The organism is Mesorhizobium sp. WSM4830, from assembly GCF_055811495.1.
The window spans coordinates 1-21,300 of sequence record NZ_JBVVQI010000015.1 but is presented as its reverse complement, the minus strand read 5'-3'; the positions used below and the strand labels follow the sequence as shown (position 1 = coordinate 21,300).

General features: G+C 60.1%; 22 protein-coding genes. 14 read left to right on the top strand and 8 right to left on the bottom strand.

Features of this window, described 5'->3' with window-relative positions; all coding sequences use genetic code 11:
- Positions 1–7: 7 nt before the first annotated feature.
- The 3 genes from AC0L2Y_RS19500 to AC0L2Y_RS19490 are packed head-to-tail and all read right to left on the bottom strand — an operon-like array spanning position 8 to position 2,052.
- Positions 8–1,135 carry a WD40 repeat domain-containing protein gene (locus AC0L2Y_RS19500; protein ID WP_473558756.1) on the bottom strand — a complete coding sequence of 376 codons (1,128 nt, stop codon included), beginning with the start codon at positions 1,133–1,135 and terminating at the stop codon, positions 8–10.
- Between the two features lie 14 nt (positions 1,136–1,149).
- Positions 1,150–1,461 carry a hypothetical protein gene (locus AC0L2Y_RS19495; RefSeq protein ID WP_352488904.1) on the bottom strand — a complete coding sequence of 104 codons (312 nt, stop codon included), beginning with the start codon at positions 1,459–1,461 and terminating at the stop codon, positions 1,150–1,152.
- A 12-nt stretch (positions 1,462–1,473) separates the two neighbouring features.
- Positions 1,474–2,052, bottom strand: coding sequence for a hypothetical protein (locus tag AC0L2Y_RS19490; RefSeq protein ID WP_473558754.1), 579 nt, complete (start codon positions 2,050–2,052; stop codon positions 1,474–1,476).
- 464 nt (positions 2,053–2,516) lie between these two features.
- On the opposite strand from AC0L2Y_RS19490, the gene AC0L2Y_RS19485 reads away from it, so the two are divergent.
- From AC0L2Y_RS19485 to AC0L2Y_RS19445, 9 genes are all read left to right on the top strand, one after another.
- Entirely contained in the window at positions 2,517–4,190 is a 1,674-nt protein-coding gene (locus tag AC0L2Y_RS19485; protein WP_473558750.1) for an aromatic/alkene/methane monooxygenase hydroxylase/oxygenase subunit alpha, read from the top strand.
- Positions 4,191–4,242: 52 nt separating this feature from the next.
- Positions 4,243–5,304 carry a 2Fe-2S iron-sulfur cluster-binding protein gene (locus AC0L2Y_RS19480; RefSeq protein WP_473558748.1) on the top strand — a complete coding sequence of 354 codons (1,062 nt, stop codon included), beginning with the start codon at positions 4,243–4,245 and terminating at the stop codon, positions 5,302–5,304.
- A gap of 50 nt (positions 5,305–5,354) precedes the next feature.
- Complete coding sequence (locus AC0L2Y_RS19475) at positions 5,355–6,413, top strand: aromatic/alkene monooxygenase hydroxylase subunit beta (protein WP_473558745.1); 1,059 nt, start codon at positions 5,355–5,357, stop codon at positions 6,411–6,413.
- Positions 6,414–6,430: 17 nt separating this feature from the next.
- Entirely contained in the window at positions 6,431–6,802 is a 372-nt protein-coding gene (locus AC0L2Y_RS19470) for an MmoB/DmpM family protein (RefSeq protein WP_236388125.1), read from the top strand.
- Positions 6,803–6,875: 73 nt separating this feature from the next.
- Positions 6,876–7,898: an amidohydrolase family protein gene (locus AC0L2Y_RS19465; protein ID WP_352488909.1), complete on the top strand. Its 1,023-nt coding sequence runs from the start codon at positions 6,876–6,878 to the stop codon at positions 7,896–7,898.
- A 5-nt stretch (positions 7,899–7,903) separates the two neighbouring features.
- A complete protein-coding gene (locus tag AC0L2Y_RS19460) occupies positions 7,904–8,698 on the top strand; it encodes an iron-sulfur cluster assembly protein (RefSeq protein WP_352488910.1) in 795 nt (264 codons plus the stop codon).
- Between the two features lie 76 nt (positions 8,699–8,774).
- Positions 8,775–10,406, top strand: a complete 1,632-nt coding sequence (gene groEL, locus AC0L2Y_RS19455) for a molecular chaperone GroEL (RefSeq protein ID WP_352488911.1) — start codon at positions 8,775–8,777, stop codon at positions 10,404–10,406.
- Between the two features lie 36 nt (positions 10,407–10,442).
- On the top strand, positions 10,443–11,486 hold the full coding sequence (locus tag AC0L2Y_RS19450) for an NAD(P)-dependent alcohol dehydrogenase (protein ID WP_023760304.1): 1,044 nt from the start codon (positions 10,443–10,445) through the stop codon (positions 11,484–11,486).
- A gap of 93 nt (positions 11,487–11,579) precedes the next feature.
- Positions 11,580–12,164 (top strand): DUF1097 domain-containing protein, encoded by a 585-nt coding sequence (locus tag AC0L2Y_RS19445; RefSeq protein ID WP_473558741.1) that lies wholly within the window; start codon positions 11,580–11,582, stop codon positions 12,162–12,164.
- Positions 12,165–12,266: 102 nt separating this feature from the next.
- On the opposite strand, the gene AC0L2Y_RS19440 is transcribed toward AC0L2Y_RS19445, so the two are convergent.
- The 3 genes from AC0L2Y_RS19440 to AC0L2Y_RS19430 all read right to left on the bottom strand — a co-directional run bounded on the left by AC0L2Y_RS19440 (position 12,267) and on the right by AC0L2Y_RS19430 (position 15,400).
- The gene (locus AC0L2Y_RS19440) at positions 12,267–14,279 is read right to left on the bottom strand and encodes a sigma-54-dependent Fis family transcriptional regulator (protein WP_473558738.1); all 2,013 of its coding nucleotides are present in this window, start codon (positions 14,277–14,279) and stop codon (positions 12,267–12,269) included.
- 161 nt (positions 14,280–14,440) lie between these two features.
- Positions 14,441–14,968: a hypothetical protein gene (locus AC0L2Y_RS19435; protein ID WP_376703437.1), complete on the bottom strand. Its 528-nt coding sequence runs from the start codon at positions 14,966–14,968 to the stop codon at positions 14,441–14,443.
- 126 nt (positions 14,969–15,094) lie between these two features.
- Positions 15,095–15,400, bottom strand: coding sequence for a ribbon-helix-helix domain-containing protein (locus AC0L2Y_RS19430; RefSeq protein WP_473558736.1), 306 nt, complete (start codon positions 15,398–15,400; stop codon positions 15,095–15,097).
- Between the two features lie 219 nt (positions 15,401–15,619).
- Here AC0L2Y_RS19430 and AC0L2Y_RS19425 point away from each other — a divergent pair, with 219 nt between their 5' ends.
- Entirely contained in the window at positions 15,620–16,015 is a 396-nt protein-coding gene (locus tag AC0L2Y_RS19425; RefSeq protein ID WP_352488917.1) for a VOC family protein, read from the top strand.
- Positions 16,016–16,193: 178 nt separating this feature from the next.
- Positions 16,194–16,493: a hypothetical protein gene (locus tag AC0L2Y_RS19420; RefSeq protein WP_473558733.1), complete on the top strand. Its 300-nt coding sequence runs from the start codon at positions 16,194–16,196 to the stop codon at positions 16,491–16,493.
- A gap of 436 nt (positions 16,494–16,929) precedes the next feature.
- On the opposite strand, the gene AC0L2Y_RS19415 is transcribed toward AC0L2Y_RS19420, so the two are convergent.
- The gene (locus AC0L2Y_RS19415; RefSeq protein WP_473558731.1) at positions 16,930–17,598 is read right to left on the bottom strand and encodes a hypothetical protein; all 669 of its coding nucleotides are present in this window, start codon (positions 17,596–17,598) and stop codon (positions 16,930–16,932) included.
- Positions 17,599–17,709: 111 nt separating this feature from the next.
- Here AC0L2Y_RS19415 and AC0L2Y_RS19410 point away from each other — a divergent pair, with 111 nt between their 5' ends.
- Positions 17,710–18,651, top strand: a complete 942-nt coding sequence (locus tag AC0L2Y_RS19410) for a DUF4268 domain-containing protein (RefSeq protein ID WP_473558729.1) — start codon at positions 17,710–17,712, stop codon at positions 18,649–18,651.
- A gap of 396 nt (positions 18,652–19,047) precedes the next feature.
- On the opposite strand, the gene AC0L2Y_RS19405 is transcribed toward AC0L2Y_RS19410, so the two are convergent.
- A complete protein-coding gene (locus AC0L2Y_RS19405; RefSeq protein WP_473558727.1) occupies positions 19,048–19,992 on the bottom strand; it encodes a tetratricopeptide repeat protein in 945 nt (314 codons plus the stop codon).
- Positions 19,993–20,517: 525 nt separating this feature from the next.
- On the opposite strand from AC0L2Y_RS19405, the gene AC0L2Y_RS19400 reads away from it, so the two are divergent.
- Both AC0L2Y_RS19400 and AC0L2Y_RS19395 read left to right on the top strand, forming a co-directional pair.
- On the top strand, positions 20,518–20,760 hold the full coding sequence (locus AC0L2Y_RS19400) for a recombinase zinc beta ribbon domain-containing protein (protein ID WP_473558934.1): 243 nt from the start codon (positions 20,518–20,520) through the stop codon (positions 20,758–20,760).
- A 96-nt stretch (positions 20,761–20,856) separates the two neighbouring features.
- Positions 20,857–21,246 carry a hypothetical protein gene (locus AC0L2Y_RS19395; RefSeq protein ID WP_473558725.1) on the top strand — a complete coding sequence of 130 codons (390 nt, stop codon included), beginning with the start codon at positions 20,857–20,859 and terminating at the stop codon, positions 21,244–21,246.
- Positions 21,247–21,300 lie beyond the last annotated feature (54 nt).

The following is a 21,300-nucleotide window of genomic DNA, read 5'->3' as shown; positions in this document are numbered from 1 at the left end:
GCGTTCGCTATTTGAACATCTGCGCGGGAAAGGTAACGATCGCGGCGGTGCCGTCGACAGCGCCTACCGCCAGATGCCGTCCGTCGCCGGACCATGCGAGCGCGGTGACCGCACTCCCCAAAGGTCTGACAAGGAGTTCGTCTCGCGCGCCGATCCCGGCGATGGTGATCCGGCCGTTGGCATAGCCGGCCGCAATCAGTTTTTTCTCCGGATGCGCCGCTACCGCCTCAACTAGGACCAGCCCAGCGCGACCTGTCTCAAGCGCGCCCGAGGTTTCGCCGTCAAGCGGCGGGGCGACCATCGACCAGCCGGCGATCCGGAAGGCGCCAGAGGCAAACAGCGCGTTTCCCGGCAGGCTCCAGCACACTGTCCGGACCGGAGATGGAAATCCCGCGACGACATCGGCTCGGCCCTCCATCATCCTGACCAGGGCAAAGCCTCCGGTTTCGAGTCCGCAGGCCAGCCGCGTGCCGTCGTCACTCCAGCGTATGGACACCGGACGCGTCGGAAGGGAAATGTCGCGCATCGGGGTAGCGCGGTCTTCCAGCGCCCAGATCGACAGTCGATCATCGAAGCCGCAGGCGAGGTGCCGTCCGTCTGGCGAGAAGGCAATCGCTTCCGTGGACGATGTCGTGCCGTGTCGCAGCCTCCCCGCATCGCTGTGGCCGCGTGACAGGAAGATATCCTGTCCGTTGCTGACGGCAGTCATGGCCGTCCGGGGGCTGTGGTCGATGGCGACGATCGGTCCGGCAACCGTGACCAGCGTTTCCATCGTGTTGCCGTCCGCGGTCAGATGCACTGCTTCGCCTGCCGCCGTTCCCACGAGGAAGCTGGACCGAAGGTAGCTGGCGAGCGGGAGATCGCCATCTCCGAATGTGGCGGTGGCGATCAACGGCGCCGGCAACCTTTCCCGGGGGCGGATCGTCGTCTGACCGAGATCGCCGCTCACTCTGATCCGCGTCTCCGGCGGTTCATTGTCAGCGATTGCGGCGATTGCGACCGTTCCGTCCACGCACGTGAACGCAACAGCCATGCCGTCGGTGCTGAAGCGCAGATCAGCGATCGCCGACAGGCGACGCCAGCTTCGCGCCAGCAGGTCGAACAAGGTCAGGTTCTGTATCGCGTGCTGGTTCATGGCTGGTTCCTCCTTCAATTCCCATCCGTCGCCGCGAGGCTGCGATCGACGTCCTCGACCTCGCCTTCCGCAGCGACGATGCGTTCCTCGCACGCCGCGCATGCTTGCATGATGGCAGCGGCTCTCTCCTCGGCTTCATGCAAGTCCTGCACCAGTTGCGCGCTGGCGGCGCTTCTGCCGATTTCGAGCTCCAGGCGCAACACATCCATCTCAATGCCGGCGCGCTTCTGATTGAGCCGCAGCGCCTCGGCGGTGAGCGCGGAGACATTGGCGACAAGGTCGAGCCGGCGAGCGAGCAGCACGTCACGCCTGGCAGGATGGCCCATCTTGTCCTCCTGTCATTTTTCGCTCCCAGTCATCGGTCCGGGAGGTTTTTCAAAAGCCGACAGCAATTTGGGCAATGTGCCGGCCTGCGAATGGAACTGCTGTTCGGCCGTTTCGATGTGGCTCTTGAGCTGATCCCAGATGTCGACGCGGATCATCGATGTCGTATCGCCGGTGAGGCGCTCGATCTCGTCGACGCGGAACTGGCGGGACAGCGAAACGCCAGAAAACACGAAGTCTCGTAACAGGGTCGCATGGTTCTCGATGAACAGATGGATCATCGGATGTGTGTCCGTGGTGACGCCGCCGGCGGCAAGCTCAGCCCGGATGAAGTCCTGGAAATGGCTCTGCAGGCGATATTGGCTCTCTCCCAGGAAGCGCATGACAAAGACCAGGTCGCGGGGCATCAGCCTGACAAGATCACCTGTGACGCCGTCGGCCCGGTTGGACATCGGCCCAGGCGGCCGCCTGCTGTCACTGTCGTTTGCCACGTCTTTCTCCAGTGCAGGCCCCGCCCGTGAGCCATCGCCCTTAAATAATAGAGAAAGGAGATAAATTAAATAGATGACGTGCGCTTTTCGTATTTGCTGCATCTGCTAACTAGATATATCGCAATTGCGAATAGATATCAACTATTACATCCGTACGTTACAATTGTAAAAGAACGTTACAGTTGGAAATTATATCCCTCAACGAAAGCGCGCAGTTTTTGTTTTAATGCCGGACATGGACGTCATTTTTGAATTGGCACGGCACTTGCTTTGTAAATCCCATAAGAAGCCCATCGCGCTTTCAACGCGGTGCCAAAAGAACGAGGGAACGGAGGAAGCAGGGAACCAGTCACGTCCGCTTCGAGACGCCTATCGCACATTCGGTCGGCTCCGGGGATCCCTGCCAGACGCCTCTAAAACCTTTGCCGCGATCCACTTGAATGGCCGGACCATGAGTCGCGCCTGACTGCGCAACCCTTTGCCGTGCCATTCGCACTCTCACTTGCGGTGCTGTGCGCCGCTTCATGCCGGGGTCAAGGACCTGCGGCTCAACCTGGTGGAGGCTTATGACCATGACGTCTCTGACGCTCAACAAGATTACCTCGCAACGCGGAATCTCCGTCGGCGAGGCGACCAAGAAGATTGCCGATCTCGGCTGGAATCCTTCCTACGTGCAGGAGGCGATGACGTTTCCGACGGACTACAAGATCAACAAGACGCCGCGCGACCCGATGAAGCAGGTTCTGCGGTCCTATTTTCCAATGCAGGAAGAGAAGGACAACCGGGTCTACGGCGCGCTTGATGCGGCGCTGCGCGGTGACATGTTCCGCAACGTCGAGCCGCGCTGGGTCGAGTGGATGAAGCTCTTCCTGGCTATCATCCCCTTCCCGGAAATCTCGGCCGCGCGCTCGATGGCGATGGTCGCCCGTATCGCGCCGGGCGAGGAACTCAGGACCGGGTTCACCATGCAGATGATCGACGAGTTCCGCCACTCGACGATCCAGATGAATTTGAAGAAATGGTACATGGAGAACTACATCGATCCGGCCGGCTTCGACATCACCGAGGAAGCCTTCGGAAAATGCTATGCCACGACCATCGGCCGGCAGTTCGCGGAAGGCTTCATCACCGGCGACACGATGACCGCCGCCTGCATGTACCTGACCGTGGTCGCCGAGACCGCCTTCACCAACACGCTGTTCGTCGCCATGCCTTCGGAAGCCGCCCGCAACGGCGACTATGCGCTGCCGACCGTCTTCCTGTCGGTGCAGTCGGACGAGAGCCGGCATATCGGCAATGGCCATTCGCTGCTGATGGCGGCGCTCAAGGAGCCGGAGAACCACCTCTTGCTTGAGCGCGACCTGCGATACGCCTTCTGGCAGAACCATGCGATCGTCGACGCCGCCATCGGCACCTTCATTGAATACGGCACCACCAACCGCGACAAGAACAAGGAATCGTACGCGGAAATGTGGCACCGCTGGATTTATGAGGACTACTACCGCACCTACATGCTGCCGCTCGAGAAATACGGCATCAAGGTCCATCACGACGACGTCCAGGCGGCCTGGGAGCGCATCACCAAGAAGAACTATGTCCACAAGGTCGGACAGTTCTTCGCAGTCGGCTGGCCAGTCAATTTCTGGCGCATCGAGGCCCAGACCGACAAGGACTTCGAGTGGTTCGAGCACAAGTATCCAGGCTGGTACGCTGAGTTCGGCGACTTCTGGAAATGGTACGCCAAGCTTAGCCACAAGGGCGAGAAGGTGCTGCTGTTCAACAGCGACGTCGGCTACGTCTACCCGCACCGCTGCTGGTCCTGCCTCGTACCCTGCCTGATCCGCGAGGACATGGTTGTCGGCGAGATCGATGGCCAGTTGCACACCTTCGCCCACGAACTCGACAAGTGGACCGCAACGGTCGCCTTCGCTGACGAGTATCAGGGCCGTCCGACGCCCGCGATGGGCCGCTTCAGCGGCAAGCGCGAGTGGGAGACGCTCTATGACGGCTGGGATCTGGCCGATGCGATCAAGGATCTGAACTTCGTTCGTTCCGACGGCAAGACGCTGGTTCCGCAGCCGCATCTGCGCTTCGACGACAAGGAGATGTGGACGCTCGACGATGTGCGCGGAAACACGCTCGGATCGCCGCTCAACGCGCTGCGTGCCATGTCGCCCGCGGACCGCGAGAAGCACTTGGCGGAATACGCCAAGGGCTTCACCATCGCCCCCTGCAACTGATCAGGCCAAGGGGCGGGTTCGTCCCGCCCCTTGCTTTCACTGGAGGTCCCGCATGTCGGAAACCCACACGGTCAGGCTCAGCCCGGTCGGCGTCGAGTTCGATGTCGAGCATGGGGAAACGGTGCTCAACGCCGCGTTCCGCCAGGGCATTGCCCTGCCGCACGGCTGCAAGGAAGGGCAATGCTCGGCCTGCAAAAGCGTGTTGCTCGACGGCGAAGTCGACATGCTGAAATACTCGACCTTCGCGCTGAACGACATGGAGAAGGAGAGCGGGCACGTGCTGTTGTGCCGCTGCATCGCCTTCTCCGACCTGGAAGTCGAGCTTCTCAACTACGACGAGGAGATTCTGGCGAAAGCGATCGCCGTGAAGACGTACAAGGGCCGGATTGCTCGGATCGAGCACCTGACCCACGACATTCGCGGCATCGAGATCGCACTCGGCTCGCCGATGAAGTTCTGGGCGGGGCAATATGTCGACATCACGGTTACCACGCAAAAAGGGGAGACGATTACGCGCTCGTTCTCCATGGCAAATACGCCGGACCAAACCGAAAAACTCTCCTTCATCATCAAAAAATACCCTGAGGGAAAGTTTTCCGGACAACTCGATTCCGGGGGCATCGAAGCCGGAGCCGAAGTCACCGTCGTCGGACCTTACGGAACCTGTTTCCGCCGCGACGAACGGCAAGGACCCCTGATCCTGGTCGGCGCCGGCTCGGGCATGTCGCCGATCTGGTCGATCCTCAACGACCATCTGAAGAGCGGCGAGAAGCGTCCGGTCTATTTCTTCTACGGCGCCCGCACCCGCAACGACCTGTTCTATCTCGACAGGATCGCCGAGCTGGTCGGCCAGCATTCGGAGGTCACGTTCATCCCTGTGCTGTCGCACGCGAATGACGACGCCGAATGGCAAGGCGAACGTGGCTTCGTGCACCAGAGTGTCGACGCCAAGCTCAAGCAACTGGCGGTCGACGGGCAGGGCGATGTCCATGCCTGTGGTCCGCCGCCGATGATCGATGCGCTGCAGCCGGTCCTGTTTATGAACGGCTTCGAAACCGAGCGGATCTTCTTCGACAAGTTCACCACATCGGCAGGTGCAACGCCGGCCCATTGAGGGGGCGGCCGACGCACGGCCAACGACAACTGCAACAAGGGAGAGAGACTATGCCTGCAACCTCGAGTTCAGTCGGATCCGGAGCCGCCGGCGCGGCGGTCTTCGCCGACTCCGACAGCCGGAAGTACCGGTATTTCGACCCGAAAGGCCAGCGCGCCACTCACTACGAGGACATGACGGTCGACGTGCAGCCCGACCCGGAACGCTACCTGATCCAGGACTGGATCATCTCCTTCGCTGACGGCAAGGGCGCCTATGTCAAGCAGAACACCGCCGCGCAGAGCTCCAACTGGCATGCCTTCCGCGCCCCCGACCAGGAGTGGGAGCGCACGCACTACCAGCGCCAGTCAAAGATCGAGACGATGGTGCAGAGCGTCATCAACAACGCGCGCAAGTCGGGCACCCCGAAGACCTTCGACAAGGCCTGGGTCAAGATCCTGCAGAGACAGCTCGGCGCCTGGAAACATGCCGAATTCGGGCTCGGCACCTCGCTGATGCAGGCGCAGCGTTACGGCTACACCCAGATGATCAACAACGCGACGCTGACCAACTCGTCCTACAAGCTGCGGCTTGCCCAGGACATCACGCTCTACCTTGCCGAGATCGGCATGGATCTTCCCGACTGGGACGACGAGCTCGGCAAGAAGGCCTGGCTCGAGGACAAGAACTGGCAAGGCACGCGCGAAGCGGTCGAGACCATTATGGGCGCGACCGACTATCTCGAGCAGTATTTTGCCATCAACATCATCTTCGAGCCGCTGGTGGGCGAAGTGTTCCGCTCCGGCTTCCTGATGCAGATCGCAGCCGCCAACCATGACTTCATCACGCCGGCGGTGATTTCGGCGGCCGAGGCCGACTATGAGCGCAACCTCGCCAACACGATCGACCTCATGCACCTGCTCGCCAATGACGAGAAGCATGGCGCCGCCAACAAGAAGCTCTTCCAGGGCTGGGTCAAGAAGCACGGCGCGCTCGCCGACAAGGCAGCCACCGGCCTGCAGCCGATCTGGTCGATGCCGCATTCCAAGCCAGTCGCGTTCGCGGACGTCCGCGCCAAATCCGAAGAGCGGATTGGCCAGATCCTCGGCGAACTCGGCCTCAAGCGCTGACACAGGGAGAAACCGTCATGTCAACTGCAGCACGCGACGCATCGCAATCCAACATCTTCAGGTCGATGAAGGATATCACCTTCGAACAAACGATTTCGCATCAGTGCGGCGTCACCATGAACGACTCGGTCGAGGCCAGAGCCATCGCCGAATTCATGGGCCTGAAGCCGAACGTGATCGTAACCTACCAACCGGCGATGATCCGGATCGATGGAACCGGCAAGCTGATCTTCAAGATGGACGAAATCAGCGAGTATCTCGGCCGCGAGATGACGGCGGAAACCTTCGAGGTCAACAGTTCCACCCACTACGGGAGGATGGTGCGCATCGACGACAACACCGTGATCCTGTTCGGCAACATGGACGAGATGTTCGAATACATCGAATAGCCGGCAAAAAATCAGGCGTGCCGCCTGTTTGCGGCACGCCCAACCGATCAACACGCATCTTGCGGAGGAAAGAATGTTTAGGACACCGGAAGGCAAGGACATTTTCGTGGTCGACGGCCACACCCATTTCTGGGACGGCAGCCCGGAGAACCAGAAGAATGTCCACGGCAAGCAGTTCATTGATTGCTTCTACGCCTATCACACGGGGCTGAGCCCCAAAGACCAGCTGTGGGAGAAGAGCAAGTTCGAGAAATACAGTGCCGACGATCTCTATCGCGATCTGTTCATCGATGGTCCCGATGATGTGGCGATCGTCCAGTCGACCTATCTCAAGGACTTCTACAAGAACGGTTTCAACACGATCGAGCGCAACGCCGGGGTGGCCAAGCTCTATCCCGAGCGATTCATCGTCAATGGGGCCTTCGATCCGCGCGATGGTGAAAAGGCGCTTGAGTACATCCACTTCCTCAAGGAGACATACGACGTCAAGGGCGTGAAGATGTACACGGCCGAATGGAACGGCGCCTCCAAGGGCTGGAAGCTCACCGACCCCGATGCCTACAAATGCTTCGAACTCTGCGACAAGCTCGGCATCAGGAATATCCACGTCCACAAGGGCCCGACGATCCTGCCGCTCAGCAAGGATGCCTTCGACGTACATGACGTCGATCACGCGGCGACGGACTTCCAGGGCCTCAACTGGATCATCGAGCATTGCGGCCTGCCGCGCCTCGACGATTTCTGCTGGATCGCGACGCAGGAAACCAACGTCTACGGTGGGCTCGCGGTAGCGCTGCCTTTCATCCATTCCCGCCCGCGCTATTTCGGCGAGGTCATCGCCGAACTGCTCTTCTGGCTCGGGCCGGAGAAGATCCTGTTCGGTTCCGATTACGCGATCTGGACGCCGCGCTGGCTTGTCGAGAAATTTTGGGCCTATCAGATCCCCGACGACATCGCTGCCGAACGCGGAGTTCAACTCACCGACGAGATCAAGGAGAAGATCCTCGGCCTCAACGCCGCGCGTCTTTATGACATCGACATCGATGCCAAGAAGAAGGCACTCGCGGGCTCCCCCTTCAGCATCGCAGCGGAGTAACCACGATGGGCGCCGCCAGAATACCAAGCCGCCAGGCAGAGGTCTGGCGGCGGCTGACCGAGGTCAATGACCCGGAACTCGACGAACCGGTGACCGAGATGGGCTTTGTCGAACGGGCCGAGGTTAGGAGCGATGGCAGCGTGGAGATCGACTTCCGCCTGCCGACCTACTGGTGCTCGCCCAACTTCGCGTTCCTCATGCTGGATGGCGTCCGCAAGGCGCTCGACCAGCTATCGTGGTCGCCCGCCTATAGCGTCAAGCTGCACGATCACATGTTCGCGGAAGAGGTCAATCGTGGCATGGAAGCCGGCAAGACGTTCGGTGATATATTCGCCGAGCTTGCCGCCGATCAGGATCTCGGCGCCTTGCGCGAAACCTTCAGCATGAAGGCATTCAAGCGCCGCCAGGAGGCGGTCTTGCGCGGGCTGCGGCAGCACGGTCTGACAGATCGGGAAATGCTCGATATGGACCTGCCGGCATACGACGTCGCGCGGTTCGAACCGGGCGAAGCGGCCAACCAGAAGCCGAGATACAGGGCGGCTCTTCTTGAACGCTTTCCCGACCGCCGGGTGGATGATCCTGTCTTCGTGACATGGGAAGGGCAACACATATTGCCCACCGCGCTCGGTGCCCATCTCGCCGAACTGCGCGGCGTGCGCGTCAACATGGAGTTCAACGGCGCGCTGTGCCGTGGGCTCAAGCAGACGAGATACAAGGAACTGGATGTGGTCGACGGCGAGCCGACGCTGGTCGACTTCATCATGGATCGCGTGCCGGCACGAACTGCGCCGACCGCCTGAAGCAGAGCTGACACAACGGCCTCCCTTGCACGAGGCCCCGAACCAACAACCCGCCCGTAAGGCGGAAGGAGGAATCATGCCCAAAATAATGCTTCACAACTCGGAAGCCCGCCGTGCTCTCGCCCGCGGCGTCTTTCGCCTGGCCGCCGCCGTCGAGCCGACACTCGGCCCCAAGGGCATGAACGCCATGATCGACCGGCCGATCGGCACGCCGATGGTGACCCGTGACGGTGTCAGCATCGCCTCCGAGATCGAACTGCACGACCGTTTCGAAAACATGGGCGCACAGGTGGTCCGCGAGGTCTCGATGCAGACCAACGAGGTGGCCGGCGACGGTACTACGACTGCCATCGTGCTCGCCAACGCTCTTATCCAGGGTGGCGTGGACGCGAATGAACGCGGGGTGAAATCCGTCGATCTGTGCAAGGGCATCGACCTTGCCGTGGCGGCGGTCGTGGCCGCGCTCAAGGCTTCGGCCAAGCCCGCCAAGGGCAACGGCATTCTCGCTTCGGTCGCCAACATCGCGGCGACCGATGCCAAGCTTGGCGCACTGGTGGCGGAAGCCCATCAGCGCGTGGGAGCCGAAGGTGTCATCACCACAGACTTCAGCGTCACCACAGAGACCACGCTCGATGTGGTCGAGGGCATGTCCTTCGACCGCGGTTATCTCTCTCATCACATGGTGACCGATCAGGAGAAGATGGAGGCGGTTCTCGAACGGCCCTATATCCTGATGACCGATCTCAAGATCAAGGAGCCCGAGCAGCTCGATGCGGTTCGCCGCATTGTCGACCAGAGTGGTCGGCCGTTGCTGGTCGTGTCCGAGGAAATGTCGCCGGAAGTGGTGGTGACGCTGCTCGGCAAGCAGGGACCTGGAAAATACCTCGTTGTCCATCCGCCGGAATATGGCCATTGGCGCAAGGCGATGATGGAGGATTTGGCGATCATCACCGGCGGCAAGGTGATCGCACGCGACCTCGGCGGCCGGCTGGAAGACATCACCGCTGACGATCTCGGGACGGCTGACCGGGTGAAGACCAGTTCGTCCTACACCTCGATCATTCGCGGCGGCGGCAATCATGCGGCGATCGCATCGCGCCGCGCCCAGGTGCAGCGGCAGTATGAAGCCTCGCCGCCGAACATCGATCAGGACAAGCTGCGCGAACGCCTGGCCAAGCTGTCCGGCGGCACCGCGATTCTTTATGCCGGCGGTGTCACGCCAGTGGAGCAGAAGCGAACCATCCAGCTTATCGAGGATTCGCTAAATGCCGTACGCGCCGCATCCGAAGAGGGCGTGGTCGCCGGCGGCGGCTCAGCTCTTGCCCAGATTGCGCCGCTGCTCGACAAGGTGGCGAACGGCGTCGAGGGCGATGTCGCCGAAGGCGTGCGCCTAGTGCGGTCGGTGCTGTCGAGGCCGCTCTGGCGCATCGCCGCCAACGCCGGCGCCGATCCCGAAGCAGTCGTGGCCGAAGTCACGCGCATCAACGGCGGCTACGGCTACAACGCGTCTGCCGGCAGCTACCAGAACATGTTCGAGGCGGGGATCATCGATCCGGTCCGCGTCACCTACACAGCGCTCGCCAACGCGGCTTCGGTGGCGACGCTGATCCTGACCACCGAAACGCTGATTGGCCATCTCGCCGAGGATGAGGACCCGACGGCCGGACCGGCTCGCGGCGGCGGCTCTGAGAAGCTCGGCCGCGCCTGAGCAATCCGAACAATCTCGACGTGAAAGGATAGGACGATGAAAGCTGCCAGACTGTACGAATACGATCCGAAGATGAACGTCCAGCTCAGGATCGAGGAGGTCAAGGCACCGACGATCACCGCCCCCGACGAAGTGATCGTACGGGTCGGTGCCGCCGGCCTTTGCCGCACCGACCTGCACATCATCGAAGGCGTGTGGAAGCCGACCATGGATCCCGAAGGCACGCTGTTGCCTTACATCATGGGCCATGAAAATGCCGGCTGGGTCGAGGAGGTCGGCAGCGGCGTCCGATCGGTCAAGCGCGGCGACGCCGTGATCTGCCATCCGTTCCGCTCTTGCGGCATCTGCTTAAACTGTCGGCACGGCGAGGATATGTACTGCGACAACGGCCAGTTTCCCGGCCTTGGCATGAATGGCGGCTTTGCCGAATATTTCATCACCAGCGAACGCTCGTTGATCAAACTCAACGCCAACATCACGCCGATCGAGGTGGCGCCGCTGGCCGATGCCGGCATCACCGCTTACCGCGCCGCCAAGCGCGCGGCAAAACTCCTTCGCCCGGGGAGTTACTGCGTGCTGCTCGGCATTGGCGGGCTAGGTCACATCGCGCTGCAATCGCTGCACGCGATTTCGGGCTGCCGCATCATCGCCGTCGATCGCGAGCCGGCGGCGCGCGTGCTGGCCAAGGATCTGGGCGCCGACTTCATCCTCGATGGCGGGCCGAACGTCGTCGAGGAGGTCGCCCAGATCACCGGTGGCGGTGCACATGTGGTGATCGATTTCGTTGGCGAACTCGGCGTCGAGAACATCTGCTGGAAGATGGTGCGCAAGGGCGGGCAACTGTTCGTCGTCGGCTATGGCGGCAACATCAACGTGCCGACCGCGCATCTGGTCATCGAGGAGATCAACATTGGCGGCAGCCTGGTCGGAAATTTTACCGAGCTGGTCGAACTGATGGAGCTCAACGCCGACGGCAAGGTGAAGATGCACTACACCGAATACAACCTCGCCAGCATCAACACCGCGCTTGATGATTTCAAGAACCGGCGGTTCACCGGACGTGGCGTCATCGTTCCCTGAAACATTGGGGACACGAGCGAACCGGCGGCTCAGCCGGCCTGATTGCTTGCCTGACCCGGCAAGCTTTTCTTCCTGAGCCGTGTGGCTGATGCCATGGCGATTTGCGTGTCGGGACGTCAGCGAAGCGCGATCCTGAAACGAGTTTGTTTGCTTCGAGCTTTGGAAAAACGGGAGGACAATTTGGATCTTATCACAGGGTTGGCTGTCGTCATCGGCATTATGGGCGGCATTGCAACGTGGACGGCCATCACCATCGGCAACCCCTATTTGCTGATCTGGGCGGTGTTTGTAGGCTGGGGGAGTTTTTATCACTGTGGCGGCAAGGAAGCCGGTTTCAAGAATTCGGCGGTTGCAAACCTCTGGGGAGCGGTCTGCGCCGCCGGCGCACTGATAGCACTGACGTCCATTGGTGCTACGGCGATCATGGCCGGGCTTTGCGTCGGCATTTCAATCGTCGTCCTGATACTCGCCGCCAAGCTGCCATTGCTGAGCGCCATTCCGTCAGCAGTCTATGGCTATGCAACGACTGCCGCCCTTTTTCTACTTGGTGCCGCCGCTTATGGCGAAGGCATCGGCGGCATCACCAAGGTTGCGGCCGCCGTGGTTATCTCGCTGATCCTCGGCAACATCCTCGGCTACGTCTCCGAGAAAGTGACGGGTGCTGTCGTAAAAGCCTGATCATGCCCGCGACCGCTGCCTGAGGGCAAACTCGGTTGACGAATCTCCCAACCCCGCGGCGCGAATGCCGCGGGTTTTTTGTGCCGGTGAACGGACCTGGGTCTAAATGAAACCGCGCCGGATGCCGTATTGCCCCAGCTTGCGATAGAGCGTCGGCCGCGAAATACCGAGCCTCAGGGCGACCTTGCTGAGATTGCCACTCTCTGCGGCAAGCGCGTTCTTGATCGCCTGGCATTCTGCATCTTCGAATGTGCACACCGGGGCTTCGAGCATGGCTGCGGGATGATCGCTGTGCAGGGTCACATTGTGGCGATTGCCGGCACTGATTTCCCCCGGAAGATCCTGGACGCCGACAGCCCCACCGCGCGCCAAGATGTGCAACCGCGCCATGAGGTTCTTCAGTTCGCGCACATTGCCTGGCCAACGATAGGCGAGCAACGCGTCCAGCGCTTGGTGCGAGAATTCCAGCGGGTCCTCGCCTGATGCGGTGGCGATCTGCCGGTTGAAGTGTTCGATCAGCAGCAGCACATCGTCGCCGCGCTCGCGCAGCGGCGGGACAGTGATCGAAACCGCGCCAATTCGGTAATAGAGATCACGACGGAAGCGGCCTGCCGCAACTTCCTGCTTGAGATCGCGATTGGTCGAGGCGACCAGGCGCACATCCACCGGGCGACCGCGGCTGTCGCCAATGCGGTTGACCACGCGCTCTTCCAGGATGCGCAGCAGAAACGGCTGGATCTCGAGTGGCAATTCGCCGATCTCGTCCAGACTGAGGACGCCGCCATTGGCGAGCTCGAAAACGCCCGGTTTGCCTTCACGCGAGGCGCCGGTAAAGGCGCCTGCGACGTGACCGAACAATTCGCTGCCGAACAGATCCCTGGTGATCGCCCCGCAATTCATCGCAATGAACGGGTCGTTTGCTGTGCGCCGGCTGCCGGCATGGACAAGCCGCGCAAACAATTCTTTCCCGACACCTGTTTCGCCTTCGATCAACAGCGATGCAACGCTGGTCGACCGGGCGACGCGGCAGGTGACGTCGATGGCAGCCTCCAGCGCTTCGCTTTCACCGACGATCATAGCGACAGCATCCTGAAGGTGTTTGTTCACTTCCCGGTGGACCACCGCCACGCTGGAGACTGCTGGCACAGGGGGGAATACCAACGCCGCGCCGCGGAGGTCGCCATCGAGCTTGAGCGGCGTGATGTGGCACGATCGCAGATGCGCCGGTAGCGCCCTGGCGAGGTCCGCGTCGGAACCGGACGACGGGAGGTTCATCAGCCAGCGGCCACGGCCCGGCTCCATCGGGCCGTCCATCATCTCGGTGGTCTCGCCGTCAGGCACGTTGTTGCAGAAGATGGCACGGCCGCGATGATCGACGATGACCAAGCCGTCCTTTCGGCGGTAGCTGGGAGCCGACGAGATGAAGGCTTCGAGCAGGCGCGTGCGCTGTTCCTGCTGCTGTTCGGCCAACGCCTTTTCGATCTGCCGGGCCGTGGCGGCAACGAGCGCGGTGTTGTGCGGCCGGAAGATCGGCGAATAGCCTGACAGGTCGACCACACCGATGATCTTGCCGTCCAGCGGATCGCGAATCGGTGCGCCGGCACAGGTCCAGGATTTGATGCCGGCGCAGAAATGCTCTGCCGCATGGACGAAAGTTGGCTCGCCGGTCCACAGCGCAGTGCCGATGCCGTTGGTGCCGACGGCTTCTTCGTTCCACTTACCGCCGATGGCGAGGTGGATATCCATGCCGTCATGCAGGGTCTTCTTGTCGCCGATGGTGTCGATCAACACGCCGTCGCTGTCGGCCAGAACCAGCATCGCGCCTGTGCCGTCCAGTAGCTGGCCAAGGGAGGCGAACGACCGCCGCGCCGCTGAAAGAAGTTCTGCATTGGCCCGCGTCAGGTATTCTATCTCGTCGCGATCGCTGCTCAGCGGCGCTTCAATTCCTTGAGCATTGATGCCGCCGGTGGCGCTGCGGTACCAGGAATCGTGAATGAGGGAGCGGACGTGGCGTGGGTGGACTGGATCGCGCGCACATGTGGGCTCGTCGGCCAGAAAACTTTCCCAGGCGCGCATGGTAGCACGCTCATCATAGTCGATGTTGCCCAGAATCATCTGCCCAGCAGCCACCGACGCACGCGCTGGAAGAGCATCTATCTTCATCTGATTAGGGCCTGTCACGCGTTTCATTCAGCGATCACGGAACCTTTGGGGCATGCCATTGCTGTAGCTGTCGCGGCCTGGACGTACAGAAGCTTCGTCCAAGTGTCTTCCCGTTAGTAGATGCCGAGTTTCGCCCCGATGTCGGCGGCAAGCTGTTCTTCGGTGTAGGTGGCGGCGAGGCGGAATCCGTCTAACTCGGCAAGCGCTGCGGCGACGGTTTCGTTGACCGGCGAGAAGAAGCCATTCTGCTTCGTCGCCAGTACGAAGACCTGGTCTCCGTCCCGGTTGCGGATATCGCCGATGTGATGAAGTTGGCGGCCTGTGTTCTGATCTTTGGAGATCACACGGCCGTTCATGGTGACTTGGATGGACGGCTTGGGTTCGGCCACAGGCGCCGCGCTGCCGCCAATATGGATGATCAGACCTTCCGCTTTCGGTTGCTGGCGTGGTTTCCTCGAAGCCGAATAGCCGCCGCCGCTAATCTGGTCGGCAAGGCGAACGATGGTCGAGCGGTTCTGCTCTATCAGTCTTTTGACCTGTACGTCCTCGCGCCGCGGCCCATCCCGCTTGGAGATAATCTCGACCATGAATCCTCCCAGATTCGCTCGGCGTTGCCGTTGACACGGCTCGTTCTTCTTCATGTGAGGCGAAGCCTACACCGCCCCCGCCAGATCCGCCATTGATATTAGATAGCGCCAAAATGCGGGTCGCTGGTAGCAGGCGGCTGCTACACGGGATTTCGGGCATTCGAACGTAATGGCCGCGTGTCAGGCTGCCTTGTTCGTGCGTTCCGAGGATTCATTGTCGAGCGGTTGCCTGTCGCGCAGGTAGAGTGTGCACGTGGTGCGCAGCATGGATGCAAAGTTCGGGATATGGCCATTGATCTCCAGTGCTTCGTCGTAAAGCGTCGAGAGGAATTTCGGCGCCGTCATCCCCTGTCCGTGGGCGATCTCGTCCAACAGCGTCCAAAAGGCGGCCTCGAGCTGGATGCTTGTCGAATGGCCAGCTATTCGAACTGAGCGATTGATTAGCCGGTACCCTTCCGGATCCTGCCCCGCAAAGACTTTACACACGCGAAAACCTCCCATTTTGGCGAAAGCGCAGTTTCTGCACCCATTCGTGGGACCACCAGCGCATTTTCCGCTCAATTTGCGGTGACTGCAATCGGACTTTCGTGAGTGAACCGCCCTTACGCCTCAATTTTTCGACGTGCTAACCGGCTGCCACCCTTTTTCCGGCCAATAGGCCACGGTCTACTGTATGCGAAACCGCTCGGCAGACCGGAGGCTCCTTTGGCGAAAGTAATTCATTCGATGATCAGGGTGCTGGAAGAGAACCTGTCGGTCAATTTCTACAGAAGCGCATTCGGACTAGATGTTGCGGACCGGTTGGATTTCGACACGTTCACACTGGTTTACCTGCGCAATGCGGAAGCCGATTTCGAACTCGAACTGACGATCAACAAGGGCAGGGAAGAACCTTACTCGCTGGGCGACGGCTATGGCCACATCGCCCTTTGCGTTGACAACCTAGAGGCAGAACACGAGCGCTTGGCGGCGGCAGGCCTCAATCCGCGAAAAATTGTCGAGTTCAACCACGAAGGCGGGCTGTTTGCGCGGTTCTTTTTCGTGGGCGACCCCGACGGTTACCAGATCGAAGTGCTGCAGCGCCACGGCCGCTACAAATAGAGGGCTGCGGCAAGCGGAATTGGTGTTCTCGCCTATGACTATCGTGGCTTTGGTGAATCTCTCCACGCGCCGCTGCGGTAGAGCCGAACAACAATGACGACCCCTGCAGGCAGATCTGCGCCCAACAAGCGCCATCGCCAAGGGCCATGGCGACCCAACCGTGTTGGGACCGCAATCAATGACGCTCAATGAAGAGCGCAAGTGCATTGTGGCTGAGCTGGATCAGGCGCCCGCGGCGACCGGCGTGATCGCGCTGCATCCTGCAGTGCTGGCACGCTACGAGGAACAAGTAAACCAACTTCGAGCAGGGCTTGCCAAGGGCCTTGAGGCAGGCGATCCCGAGTCCGCAGAAGCGATGCGGGAGTTGATCGAAACCGTCACGGTGTTTCGAGATCCTTCGAGGATCGGCGGAATCGAAGTCGAAATCGCCGGACGTCTAACGGCACTCTTGGGCGAGGGTGCCTTCCCCATGGCGTAAAAGGAGTGGGGGGAATGGTGGTAGCGGGAGACCGCTACAAGCGTTCCCCACAGCGAACAAACCGGGAAGAAACACATGGGGACCGATGGTATCGGGTGGCCGCTACAGCCAAAGCCAACGCTCCGAAAGCGTTCCGTTCACATATCGGGCAGCATCCTAGTCAGAAGCGCCTCGCATCCGTGGAAGCTTGGGGCTAGGTCTTAGCGGGGCAGCCATGGGGGGATGCGGTGCGGGGCAATTCGACGGCTATCGTCTTCGTTAGCGTGTTCATCTTCGTAACGGCGGTGTTGCTTGCTTGGCGTAAAGCGTTGGCGGCCGTCGTCCTCTCCGAGGTCGGTGTCATTCGGAGGCGCATCCGCCAAATTGACGATCAGTTGTTACGTCCCCACGACGACTGACACATACTCTCATTTGCCTTCGCAAGATGCGCGGCCCACTACATCCATCCGGCAACAGACGGATAAACGTGCAGCACGAACTTGCCCAGCGGGTGCCGCTTTGGCACGCCCATGACGTGGTCCACGATCTGATAAACAGCTTGCCACTCTGCCACACTCGTCGGGCCTTTTCTTTCGGTGTCGTCGATGAAATTGACAAGGACCAGCCGGGCATCGACACCGTTCGCGCGCAAGAAGTGCAGATATGCATAGCGATTGGCGAGTTGATAGAAAGTGTCGATCCACGTCGCTCGCGGCTTCGCACCCATGTGGACTGCCGTAGCTGCCAACGACTTCTCGATCAGCGAGCGCGTTAACTGGCTGGCGCTGGACCCCGGCGAACAGATTTCATCGACGTGCGCTTTGGCTTCAACAAGTAAGATGCAGCCGGACGCTGTCCTGCCGAGCGCGTCCCATTGAGGTCCATGCCGGGGCCAAAATTCCGACAGCCGATCGCGGAGACCTCCATGATCAATGAGGTCGAGAAACGCGCTATCGCGGTATTCGGCGTAGGCGTCATCACTCCGAGGCGATAGCCATGTGATCGGCCCTGTTTCGCCCATCAATGCCGTGATTTGATGATCGAGGATTTGGGCGTGCTGATTTATGGCAAGCTGTATCCATTTCAGGCTACCTCTTTGGCCCGCCGGCTGCTGCACACGCGTCATGATACTGCTCCGCATTGTTCATTCGATTGCGAATAATTACGCCAGTAACGTGATCGGTTCGTTTACGGATCGCCTCCATAGTGCTGCCGTTGTTACATCGTAGGGGCAGTTATGGATCACCTAGGTATCGGCCGACTTGAACGCGTGGCGCTCCGCGAAGTCTGGAAACACGAAGCCTATGACTTCACGCAATGGCTCCAGCAAAACATCGACGTGCTCAACGATGTCATGGACCTCAATCTGGTCTCTCTGGAGCGCGAACGGGCAGCCGGGTCATTCAGCATCGATCTTGTGGGCGAAGACGAATTCGGGGCGACCGTCATCATTGAAAACCAATTAGAGAAGAGCAATCACGACCACCTTGGCAAGGTGATCACGTATCTGACGGCCATGGGGGCTAAGACAGCCGTGTGGATTGTGTCGGAGCCGAGACCAGAACACGTCGCAGCAATCACATGGCTCAACGAGGCAAGCAGCGCCAATTTTTATTTGGTCAAGGTGGAGGCTGTTCGCATAGGAGTCTCACCAGCCGCGCCGTTGCTCACAGTTATCGTAGGTCCCTCGGAAGAGACGAAGGACATTGGGCGTACCAAGAAAGAAATCGCGGAGCGCCATAACATTCGACACGATTGGTGGAGCCGCTTGCTGGCGCTTCCTGAGGCAAAGTTGCATGCGCATCTCACGCCAAACCAAACGACCTGGATCGCGGCCTCATCCGGCGTCCGTGGTCTGAGCTTGAACTACGTAGTTACCCAGGACAATGCCGGGGCCGAACTCTTCATCTATCGTGGCAAGAGTTCGGAGGCCGCCAACAAAGCCATCTTTGATCAGCTTGCCGCACACAAATCTGAGATCGAAGCGGCTTTTGGTGGCCCGCTTAGCTGGGAGCGGCTGGATGGAAAGCACGGTAGCCGCATACGAGCCAACATCGCGGGGGGCTACCGTTCTCCCGATGCGGATTGGGAGGGTATTCAGAAAGCGCTAGTTGCAGCAATGAACCGCCTCAATGCTGCACTTCAGCCGTATATCAAGAAGCTCAACATCGGTTCATGAGCATCGTGCCCCACAGCGGGTCACGAGATCAATGCACTGGTTCACGGCTTTCCGGCGAGTTACGGCAGGCTTTGATATCCCGTGCCTCACGTATGAGCGGCGGCCAATTAGGACCAAGCATGTCAACCAGATGCCGTGCATCGGTTTCCGAGATTCCGATCTGCCGTGCAAGATGCCGGGCGTAGTCAGCCTCTTGCCGGTCTGTGTCGTCGTCATGCATTTGAGCACCTTTAAGCTCAAAGTTTCTGATCGGGAAGGCGGCGCTGCATTCAGGGAGGTAGAAGCATTACCGCGTAATTCGGACGGAGACGAGTTTGAGGGCAGCGAGGTAGTTTTCTGCCAGCTTGTCATATCGACTTGCGATGCGACGCCTTTGTGGAAGCGGGAGAGGCCTTGTCAGTTCGTGGGTTTCCAATCTCGCGCCAGGCGCTGTGCTTCGGCGATCTGGTCGGGAGACATTTTTCTGGCGGCCCCATCCCTGTTCAGAACCGCAACCTCGTGCCCCTGCGCCGCCGCTAAATTGGACCACATGTATGCAAGCACGTAGTCCTGCGGGACGCCTTGGCCGGTAGCATACAAAAATCCGAGTTCGAACTGAGCATAGACATGGCCTTGTCCGGCCGCCAGTCGATATAACTTTGCCGCCTCGGCATAGTCCTGCGGGACGGCTTGACCGTTGGCGACCATGTAACCGAGGAAGTATTGGGCCTCGGCATTGCCTTGTTCGGCCGCCAGACGATACCACTTTGCCGCCTCGGCACGGTCCTGCGGGACGCCTTGGCCGGTGGCGGTCATGTAACCGAGCAAGTATTGGGCCTCGGCATTGCCTTGTTCGGCCGCCAGACGACACCACTTTGCCGCCTCGGCATAGTCCTGCGGGGCGCCATGGCCTTGGGCATACAGGATGCCTAAGCTGGCAATGGCCTTCAGATGACCTTGGCCGGCTGCCAGACGAAACCACTTCATCGCCTCAACATAGTCCTTCGGGACGCCTCGGCCGGTGGCGTACATATGACCGAGGTTGAATTGGGCATGGGCATGGCCTTGGTCGGCTGCTAGACGATACGACTTTGCCGCCTCGGCATAATCGCCATGCTTATCAGCAGCAACGCCATCCTCGAATGGCCCGGCAATCGTCGGACCGACTAGCATTATAACGACGATGAACCCGGCAAGAATACGCTTCAGCACGGCAATATTCTTCCTCTCCCAGTTTTTGTAGAGATGCGTACCATCGGCTTTCACGGATGGCACTAACAATATGAAACTTAATTGGCAATTCGTTTCAGCAGAAGCCTCATGAGCGACGGCTTTTTTGCGCTGCCCCCCGAAAGCGGCCATTTCCGCTTGCCACCCCGTCCCGGTCATTCCGTATTTGTGAGTTCACGGCGTAGCAGGGCTGCTGCCCACCGGAACGGCTGCGCAGCCATTTTGTGCGGCTTAGCTTCCGAGCCTCCCGAACGAGTAACCGCCACTCGGTGCCGATCGCCTCAACGAGTTTGCGCGCCTCGATCTCCCTAATGCCTGTCTGACGTACGAGATGCCGGACAAAGCTGTGCTCCGGCCGGTCGCTTTCATTGTCCCACATAGCCTACTGCTTTTTTGCCCCGGCGTACGAATTGCGCCGGGCAGGAACTTTGTTCCATGCAGGGTATGATTTTTGGTGGGGAAGAACTCGCAGAATGCGAAATAGTGCAAATCCGGTAATTACCAAGCATTTTGCCGAACAATCGATTGGATAGGTCAAAGCCGGAAAGCGAATGGAAGCGCACTCCAGTGCCAGAGTTGCGCATCGTCTCGGATGATCTCTGGGAGGTCGCACAGGCCCATCGCCGCGAGAAGGTGACGCCGGCCATCGCATCAAAAATGCGGAAGGCAAAGCACCTGCTGACAGGTCTCCTTAAGTGCGGTGCTTGCGGTGCGGGAATGTCTACGGCCGGGAAGGACAAGAGCGGCCGGACGCGACTCCGCTGTTCAGGCCACCACGAAAGCGGGACGTGCCCGGACCCTAAAACATTCTACCTCGATACGGTTGAGCAACTTGTCGTCGGAAGCCTCGTAGCGAAGCTCCGGTCACCGGAAAATCTGACCGCCTACATCTCGGCCTAGCAGGGAGAACGCCAGCGCCTGATTGGGGATAAGGCGGCGAAGCGTATCAGGTTGGAGCGAGACTTAGAGATTGTCGAACGGGAGTGGACGCGCACTATGAAGTTGGCGCGCGAAGGCATGATCGAGGACGTTGAACTTGCCAAGGAATTACCGCCGCTGAGAGACAGGCGAAAAGCTATAGAGGCCGAACTGGCAGTGCAGCCGGAGCCGGAGAAAACGGTGTCGTCTCTTCCCGCTGCGCAACTGCGGTTTGAGCGAGCAATGCGCGATTTGCACGAAGCATTCAGGACCGGAGGACTCGCCGGCATCGCGGAGAGCGCTGACTTCCTTCGGGAGATCATTTCGACCGCAACGCTGTTCCGCAAGGATGACGGGACGGGTGTTGAGGTGGAGGTCAAAGGCTATCTGAACGGCCTTCTCACCACACGGCCCGCTGACGAAGGCAGGAGTACATTCGTCAGTGTGAGCGACCCGAGACATAGGTGACGTTTTGTACCGGACACATGGGTAACACTTTTGGCTTTTGGCCGGAGGTGTTGA

Excerpts from the sequence above, each read along its gene's own strand:
- AC0L2Y_RS19500 (WP_473558756.1), bottom strand. The coding sequence starts at position 1,135 with ATGAACCAGCACGCGATACAGAACCTGACCTTGTTCGACCTGCTGGCG.
- AC0L2Y_RS19495 (WP_352488904.1), bottom strand. The coding sequence starts at position 1,461 with ATGGGCCATCCTGCCAGGCGTGACGTGCTGCTCGCTCGCCGGCTCGAC.
- AC0L2Y_RS19490 (WP_473558754.1), bottom strand. The coding sequence starts at position 2,052 with ATGCAGCAAATACGAAAAGCGCACGTCATCTATTTAATTTATCTCCTT.
- AC0L2Y_RS19485 (WP_473558750.1), top strand. The coding sequence starts at position 2,517 with ATGACCATGACGTCTCTGACGCTCAACAAGATTACCTCGCAACGCGGA.
- AC0L2Y_RS19480 (WP_473558748.1), top strand. The coding sequence starts at position 4,243 with ATGTCGGAAACCCACACGGTCAGGCTCAGCCCGGTCGGCGTCGAGTTC.
- AC0L2Y_RS19475 (WP_473558745.1), top strand. The coding sequence starts at position 5,355 with ATGCCTGCAACCTCGAGTTCAGTCGGATCCGGAGCCGCCGGCGCGGCG.
- AC0L2Y_RS19470 (WP_236388125.1), top strand. The coding sequence starts at position 6,431 with ATGTCAACTGCAGCACGCGACGCATCGCAATCCAACATCTTCAGGTCG.
- AC0L2Y_RS19465 (WP_352488909.1), top strand. The coding sequence starts at position 6,876 with ATGTTTAGGACACCGGAAGGCAAGGACATTTTCGTGGTCGACGGCCAC.
- AC0L2Y_RS19460 (WP_352488910.1), top strand. The coding sequence starts at position 7,904 with ATGGGCGCCGCCAGAATACCAAGCCGCCAGGCAGAGGTCTGGCGGCGG.
- groEL (WP_352488911.1), top strand. The coding sequence starts at position 8,775 with ATGCCCAAAATAATGCTTCACAACTCGGAAGCCCGCCGTGCTCTCGCC.
- AC0L2Y_RS19450 (WP_023760304.1), top strand. The coding sequence starts at position 10,443 with ATGAAAGCTGCCAGACTGTACGAATACGATCCGAAGATGAACGTCCAG.
- AC0L2Y_RS19445 (WP_473558741.1), top strand. The coding sequence starts at position 11,580 with ATGGCGATTTGCGTGTCGGGACGTCAGCGAAGCGCGATCCTGAAACGA.
- AC0L2Y_RS19440 (WP_473558738.1), bottom strand. The coding sequence starts at position 14,279 with ATGATTCTGGGCAACATCGACTATGATGAGCGTGCTACCATGCGCGCC.
- AC0L2Y_RS19435 (WP_376703437.1), bottom strand. The coding sequence starts at position 14,968 with ATGAAGAAGAACGAGCCGTGTCAACGGCAACGCCGAGCGAATCTGGGA.
- AC0L2Y_RS19420 (WP_473558733.1), top strand. The coding sequence starts at position 16,194 with ATGACGCTCAATGAAGAGCGCAAGTGCATTGTGGCTGAGCTGGATCAG.
- AC0L2Y_RS19415 (WP_473558731.1), bottom strand. The coding sequence starts at position 17,598 with ATGACGCGTGTGCAGCAGCCGGCGGGCCAAAGAGGTAGCCTGAAATGG.
- AC0L2Y_RS19410 (WP_473558729.1), top strand. The coding sequence starts at position 17,710 with ATGGATCACCTAGGTATCGGCCGACTTGAACGCGTGGCGCTCCGCGAA.
- AC0L2Y_RS19405 (WP_473558727.1), bottom strand. The coding sequence starts at position 19,992 with ATGGCCGCTTTCGGGGGGCAGCGCAAAAAAGCCGTCGCTCATGAGGCT.
- AC0L2Y_RS19400 (WP_473558934.1), top strand. The coding sequence starts at position 20,518 with ATGCGGAAGGCAAAGCACCTGCTGACAGGTCTCCTTAAGTGCGGTGCT.
- AC0L2Y_RS19395 (WP_473558725.1), top strand. The coding sequence starts at position 20,857 with ATGAAGTTGGCGCGCGAAGGCATGATCGAGGACGTTGAACTTGCCAAG.